The following is a 6,143-nucleotide window of genomic DNA, read 5'->3' on the forward strand; positions in this document are numbered from 1 at the left end:
GCCTACCGAAGTGCCTCGGTGTCGAGCGTGCCGTCGATGATCCCGCGGGCGACGTCGGCCAGCCGCTCGCCGTGCCGGCGGGCATAGCCGCGCAGCGCGTCGAACGCCTCGTCGACGCCGGTCGTCCAGTGCTCCGCGAGCACGCCCTTGGCCTGCTCCAGGACGGTACGGCTGACGAGCGCGGCCTGCACCTGGGCCCGTTCGACGTTGCCCTGCTCGATGGTGTGCTGCCGGAGGACGGCGATGGTCGCCACGTCGGCGAGCGTCCGGCCCAGCTGTACGCCCGAGGAATCCAGCGTGTGCGGCCCCGCGTGGAGCATGCCTATCGCGCCGATGCTCCGCTGCCGCAGCCGCAGCGGGAGCGCGTGGGCGGTGCTGTAGCCCGCCTGCCGGGCGCGCTCGGCGAACACCGGGTGGCGAGCGGTACCGGCGGGCGCGGCGAGGACGGTGTTCACCACGGCCTCACCGGTGCGGTAGCTCTCGGCGCACGGGCCCTCCTCGCTCTGCAGCCCGAACAGCTCCAGCAGCCCGGTGCGCTCGTCGGAGACCGCGAGCACCTGCAGGTCACCGTGCGGGCCGGCGAGCATGATGCCGACCGCGGTCACGTCGAGGAGTTCGACGCCCCGCACGCACAGCCGGTGCAGCGCGTCGATCAGGTCGAAGTCGTCGATCAGTGTGCCGACCGCTTCGCCGAACGCCTGCAGCACCCTTTCCTGCGCAGCCACCGCCATCATCTCCTCTTCCGGCCGGACGGGTCCGGTTCGGGTCCATCGTTACGAAAGTTCAGGCGCCTGGCGACCACGTCCTCGGCGACCTCCAGAATGGGGCGGCCGTGCCGGTAGGCGTACGCGCGCAGCCGGAGCAGCGCCTGGGACAGCGGTATTCCTGCTTGCACGCTGATCATCCCGGTCGCCTGGTGGACGGCTGCACGATAGAGGTCGGACGGGCGTTCCACGGTCATGAGCGCGTCGCTCGCGGCCCCGCCGTCCAGGAGCACGGCGGTCAGCGCGCCGGTGAGGATCAGCGCGTCGTCCATCCCGGCGTCGGTCAGCGGCCCGCTCGCCCGCCGCTGGAGGGTCAGTACCCCCAAGCAGGCGCGGCCGACCAGCAGCGGGAAGCAGAACACGGCGCCGATGCCGAGCGCCGCCAGCTCCGGGAGCAGCACGGGCCAGCGCCCGGCGGGCAGCCGGCTCAGGTCCGGCTCGATCACCAGCGAGCCGTGGCCCACCGCGTCGATCCCGGGGCCCTCGCCCAGCGTGAACTGCAGGTCCTCCAGCCGGCGGCTGTCGCCTTCCGACGCCCACACCAGCTCGGCAGCGCCTTCGCCGGCCAGCAGTGACAGCGCGACACCGTCCACGCCCAGCACCCGGGCGCAGCTCCCGGGATCGCTGCCGATCAGCCCTTGAGCGCCGGTGACCGGATGCAGGGTCTGCAGCACGGCCGCCATCCCTGCACTCGTACCCACCGACGGTCACCTGCTCTCCCGTATCCGCCGCACCGGCAGCTCCAGACCATGCCCCAACGGGCGATTACACCAGCTTATCCGCTGTGTGCCGGTTGCCGGCGGCAACCCCGGCCGTAACGCTGCGGGGGCTTTCCGGCGCTGAGAGGAATGCGGTGCGAAAAGCGCCGGCAGAAATGCGGACGGAAACGCCCCGGCGTACCACCGGCCGTGATCCATTCACCTTCGTTCCGAGGCGTTTTCCGCGCCGGATGGGAAAATCCCGTGAGCAACCCCCACAACTCCGCGCCGATGGACGGCCCGTACGCCCCACAGGGCCGCTACGACGCGGGGCACGCCCCTTATGAGCCCGGCCCGGCCGCGCCGTACGACCAGGGACAGCCGGGGTACGGCGGCCGGAGCCAAGAGCGGTACCGCCGCCCGCGCGACGGCGCCGGCACGGCACGCACCGCGTTGATCATCCATACGATCGCCGACATTGCCGCGGCGTTCCTCGTCCTGTGGATTCTGCTTTACCTGCTGGGCGCCAACCAGGCGAATGTGTTTGTCGATTTCGTGGAGAGCTTCGCGGACGGGCTCGCCTGGTGGTCACAGGACATTTTCACCATGGACACGGAAGGACTTCGCGTGCTCCTCAATTACGGCCTGCCTGCCGTGATTTACCTGCTTGTCGGTCATGGCATTTCCGCCCGGATCCGCCGACTCTGACCGAATTCCGGAGCGCTGCCGGCCCCGGCCGGGGCCCCGGGCCGAGGCGCGGCGGCCCCTCACCGCAGCCGCGCCGCCCGGGTCTGCAGGTAGCGCTTCTCCGGGACGCTGAGCGCCCGTTCGGCGGCGCGTCCGTACGCCGCGCGGGCCTCGGCGCGCTCCCCCGCCTGCTCCAGCAGGTGCGCGCGGACCGCGTCGAGGCGGTGGTGGTCCGCGAGATGCGGGTCGCCGGCGACGGTGGCGAGGAGGTCCAGGCCGGCCCGGGGGCCACTGACCATGGCGAGCGCGACCGCCTCGTTGAGGGTGACCACCGGGCTCGGCGCGATCCGGGCCAGCAGGCGGTACAGGCCGAGGATCTCGCGCCAGTCGGTGTCCTCGGGGCGCGCCGCCTCGTCGTGCACCGCGGCGATCGCGGCCTGGAGCTGGTACGGGCCGAGGGGCGTGCGGCGGAGCGCGTCGCTGACCAGTGCCACGCCCTCGGCGATCGCCTCCCGGTCCCAGGCGCCGCGGTCCTGCTCGGCGAGCGGGACGAGCGACCCGTCGGGCGCCGTGCGCGCCGCGCGGCGGGCGTCGGTGAGCAGCATCAGGGCCAGCAGCCCGGCCACCTCGCCGTCCTCCGGGAGCAGCGCGCGCAGCGACCGTGTCAGGCGGATCGCCTCGCGGGCCAGCTCGACGCGCTGCAGCCGGCTGCCGGAGGTCGCGGTGTACCCCTCGTTGAAGATCAGGTACAGGATCTGCAGGACCGCGCCGAGCCGCGCGGCGCGGTCCTCCGGGGCCGGTGCCCTGAAGTGCCCGCCGGCCGCCCTGATCCGCTGCTTGGCACGGCTGATCCGCTGCGCCATCGTGGCCTCCGGCACCAGGTAGGCGCGGGCGATCTCGGCCGTGGTGAGGCCGCCGACCGCGCGCAGCGTCAGCGCGGTCTGCGCGGCCGGGGTCAGCGCGGGGTGGCAGCACAGGAAGAGCAGGGTGAGGGTGTCGTCCTCGCTGGGGGCGCGGCTCTCCCCGGGCGCCGGGGCGTAAAACTCGTCGCGCGGCGTCAGCGCGTACGCGGTCTCCTCGCGCCGCCGCCGCGCCTCCTCGGCGCGCAGCAGGTCCGTGAGCCGGCGCGCCCCGACCTTGATCAGCCAGCCGCGCGGATTGTCCGGGCGGCCGGCCTGCGGCCACTGGACCGCGGCGGCCAGCAGCGCTTCCTGTACGGCGTCCTCGGCGAGGTCGAAGTGCCCGTACCGGCGGACGAGCGCGCCGAGGACCTGCGGCGCGAGCGTGCGCAGCAGGTCCTCGGTCCGTTCCGGTGCGCCCACGGCCTCCGGCCGCCTCAGACCTCGCAGGGCGGGTTGTCGGGGATGGACCGGATGGTGACGGGGCCGTTCTCCTCGCCCTCGGGGACCGGGCACTGCAGGATGCGCTCGGCAATCTCGGTGGCGCGGTCCAGGGACGCGCAGTCCAGCAACCAGTACCCGCAGAGCACTTCCTTGGTCTCGCCGTAGGGGCCGTCGGCGACGACCGGTACGCCGTCCTTGCCGGGCGTCACGACGCGGGCCTGCGCGGGCTCGCTCAGCCCCTGCCCGTCGATCATTTCCCCGTTCTCGGCGAGGTCGTTGTTGAGGTTCTCCATGAACTGGAACATCGCCTTGAGGTCGCCCTCGGTCCACGGCGTCTTTCCGGAGTCCTTGCCGTTCATGGCGTCGTAGTCGGCCTGGCTCGCCTGGATCATCAGCATGTACTTCATGTCGCTCACTCCTCGGGAGCTGTCGGCGTCCGGCCGGGCGCCTCTCACCGGAGACGTCGGAGCCGGCGGCCGGTCCTCGACACGAGGAGCGAAGAATCCTGTAAGAAATCCGGCTGCCCGGCCGCGCACGAGCCTCCGCTACGGATTCTCCTCGCCACGGCCGCACCCCGCACGGCATACGGGCCAAGCACCCGCCGGACCCGTCCTAGGACCCCACTGCCAGCAGACTCTCGTGTCTGACCAGCCACTTCCGGTACGCCGTGCTCGACCAGGCCACTTCCATGTACGCGGCCCGCAGGTCGTCGAAGAGGGCGTCGACCCACTCGGTGTCGCGTCCGCCGCCGCGGTACGCCAGGAACAGCCGTACGGCCAGTGGGTCGCCGCGCAGCGGGCGGACGACCATGCCGTGGCGGGGGCGGGCGGTCGGCTGGCAGGGGGCGACGACCTCGCCGGCCGCCACGAGGTCGCCCGTGGCGAGATAGTCGCCGTGCACCACGCGCGGGTCCATCCCGGCCGCGGTGAAGATCCGCCGCAGCCCGGCCCACTCGCCGTCCACGGACGGGTCGACCATCCACTGGTCCTCGGCGAGGTCGGCGAGGGTGACGGCCTCCAGCGCGGCGGCCGGGTGCGTGGCCGGGAGCGCCATGAACTGCGGTTCGCGGGCGAGGAGTTCGCGTTCGACCAGACCGTCGGGGACGCGCAGCGGCGAGCCTTCGACCTCGTGCACGAAGGCCGCGTCGAGCTGGCCGGCGGCGACCATCTGCAGCAGGGCGTTGCCCGACAGGTCGATCCGTATCGTGGTGTCGGTCTCGGGCAGCCGGGCCCGCAGCCGACGCAGCCAGCCGGCCACCGCGCGGCTGCCGGTGCTGCCCACGCGCAGCCGCGCGCCCTGCTCGCGCACCACCGCCGACCTGGTCTCGTCGACCAGCGCGGTCATCTCCGCCACTATCGGCCGGGCGCGCTGCAGGACGGTGTGGCCGAGCGGCGTCGGCCGGCTGCCGGAGCGCTCGCGGATGAAGAGCTGGCCGCCCAGCGCGTTCTCGATGCGCCGCAGCTGCGTGGTCAGGGAGGGCTGGGTCATGCCCAGTTGCCGCGCGGCCTTGCGTACGCTGCCGGTGTCGGCGATGGCGCACAGCGCACGTAGGTGCCTCACCTCAAGCTCCACGCGCGGAGCATAACGACGTCCTTACGTGTCGCACCAGCCACCCGAACCCCGCGAATCACACATTTCCCAGGGGCTATTGGACCGTCCTATCGCCAGATGGAATCTCCGCGTCCCCGGATATCTCCCGCAGACTCGGCGGCACCACAGTTCATCCGCGGGTCCCGGCCGTTGCCCCACACCTCGGCCGGGTCCTCCGGACACTAAGGAGCCCCCCACATGAGATCTCCGAAGACGGTGCTGTCGGCGGCACTTGGTTTGGGCCTGGCCGCGAGCCTCGCCGCCGCCGTGCCCGCGGCGGCCACCCCCTCGGCCGCCCCCGCGGACAACACGGTGACCGCGGCCCAGTACGTCGGTTCGGCCGCCGAGAAGGCCGACACCAAGCGGTTCTTCGAGGCCGTGCTGAAGTCGGCGCTCGCCAAGCAGAAGAAGACCGGCGCCGCTGCGGTGACGGTGACGTACGACGCGAGCGGCGCGCCCACCTTCAAGCAGCAGATATCCGCGAGCGCGCAGATCTGGAACAGCGCCGTCTCCAACGTCACGCTCCAGGAGGGCAGCGGCGGGGACTTCCAGTACCGCGAGGGCAACGACCCGCGCGGCTCCTACGCCAGCACCGACGGCCACGGCCGCGGCTACATCTTCCTGGACTACCAGCAGAACCAGGAGTACGACTCCACCCGCGTGACCGCGCACGAGACCGGCCACGTCCTCGGCCTGCCGGACCACTACGAAGGCCCGTGCAGCGAGCTGATGTCCGGCGGCGGCCCCGGCCCGTCCTGCACCAACGCCCAGCCGGACGCCAACGAGCGCGCCGAGGTCGACCAGCTCTGGGCGAACGGCCTGAAGGGCGTCCACTTCGGCAAGGCGTCCTGACCGGCGTACCGGCCCTCCCGAACCGTCGGCCGTCGGCCGCCCGCCGATGACCACGGGCCGACGGCCGGCCGGCAGCCCGCGCTGAGACGCGCGGTGGGGTCCGCGAACCCCACCGCGCGTGCATCCCCCCACGGCGCGCGCCCCTCCGCGGCCGCGCGTTTCACCCCCCTCCATGCGCGGTGGACCTCCCCACCGCGCATGGAGGGGGG

General features: G+C 72.7%; 7 protein-coding genes. 2 read left to right on the forward strand and 5 right to left on the reverse strand.

What is annotated here, in order from left to right; genetic code table 11:
* Positions 1–2 precede the first annotated feature (2 nt).
* Positions 3–731, reverse strand: a complete 729-nt coding sequence (locus tag CCS38_RS14325; protein WP_223733637.1) for a GAF and ANTAR domain-containing protein — start codon at positions 729–731, stop codon at positions 3–5.
* Positions 731–1,465, reverse strand: a complete 735-nt coding sequence (locus CCS38_RS14330) for a GAF and ANTAR domain-containing protein (protein WP_223733638.1) — start codon at positions 1,463–1,465, stop codon at positions 731–733. Before CCS38_RS14330 ends, CCS38_RS14325 begins: the two co-directional genes overlap by 1 nt.
* Before the next feature lie 288 nt (positions 1,466–1,753).
* Between CCS38_RS14330 and CCS38_RS14335 the strand changes: the two genes are divergently transcribed.
* Complete coding sequence (locus CCS38_RS14335) at positions 1,754–2,170, forward strand: hypothetical protein (protein ID WP_263302050.1); 417 nt, start codon at positions 1,754–1,756, stop codon at positions 2,168–2,170.
* 59 nt (positions 2,171–2,229) lie between these two features.
* Here the strand turns inward: CCS38_RS14335 and CCS38_RS14340 are convergent, their stop codons facing one another.
* From CCS38_RS14340 to CCS38_RS14350, 3 genes are all read right to left on the reverse strand, one after another.
* Positions 2,230–3,471, reverse strand: coding sequence for an RNA polymerase sigma factor (locus tag CCS38_RS14340; RefSeq protein WP_223733640.1), 1,242 nt, complete (start codon positions 3,469–3,471; stop codon positions 2,230–2,232).
* A 14-nt stretch (positions 3,472–3,485) separates the two neighbouring features.
* Entirely contained in the window at positions 3,486–3,899 is a 414-nt protein-coding gene (locus CCS38_RS14345) for a YciI family protein (protein ID WP_223733641.1), read from the reverse strand.
* A 205-nt stretch (positions 3,900–4,104) separates the two neighbouring features.
* Positions 4,105–5,052 (reverse strand): LysR family transcriptional regulator, encoded by a 948-nt coding sequence (locus CCS38_RS14350; protein ID WP_223733642.1) that lies wholly within the window; start codon positions 5,050–5,052, stop codon positions 4,105–4,107.
* Positions 5,053–5,280: 228 nt separating this feature from the next.
* Here CCS38_RS14350 and snpA point away from each other — a divergent pair, with 228 nt between their 5' ends.
* Complete coding sequence (gene snpA, locus CCS38_RS14355; protein ID WP_223733643.1) at positions 5,281–5,934, forward strand: snapalysin; 654 nt, start codon at positions 5,281–5,283, stop codon at positions 5,932–5,934.
* Positions 5,935–6,143: the final 209 nt, after the last annotated feature.

Origin of the sequence: Streptomyces purpurogeneiscleroticus, assembly GCF_020024005.1 — a bacterium.
Classification (GTDB): domain Bacteria; phylum Actinomycetota; class Actinomycetes; order Streptomycetales; family Streptomycetaceae; genus Streptomyces; species Streptomyces purpurogeneiscleroticus.

What these genes read in the sequence shown, in the direction of transcription:
- CCS38_RS14325 (WP_223733637.1), bottom strand. Translation starts at nt 731, where the DNA reads ATGGCGGTGGCTGCGCAGGAAAGGGTGCTGCAGGCGTTCGGCGAAGCG.
- CCS38_RS14335 (WP_263302050.1), top strand. Translation starts at nt 1,754, where the DNA reads ATGGACGGCCCGTACGCCCCACAGGGCCGCTACGACGCGGGGCACGCC.
- CCS38_RS14345 (WP_223733641.1), bottom strand. Translation starts at nt 3,899, where the DNA reads ATGAAGTACATGCTGATGATCCAGGCGAGCCAGGCCGACTACGACGCC.
- snpA (WP_223733643.1), top strand. Translation starts at nt 5,281, where the DNA reads ATGAGATCTCCGAAGACGGTGCTGTCGGCGGCACTTGGTTTGGGCCTG.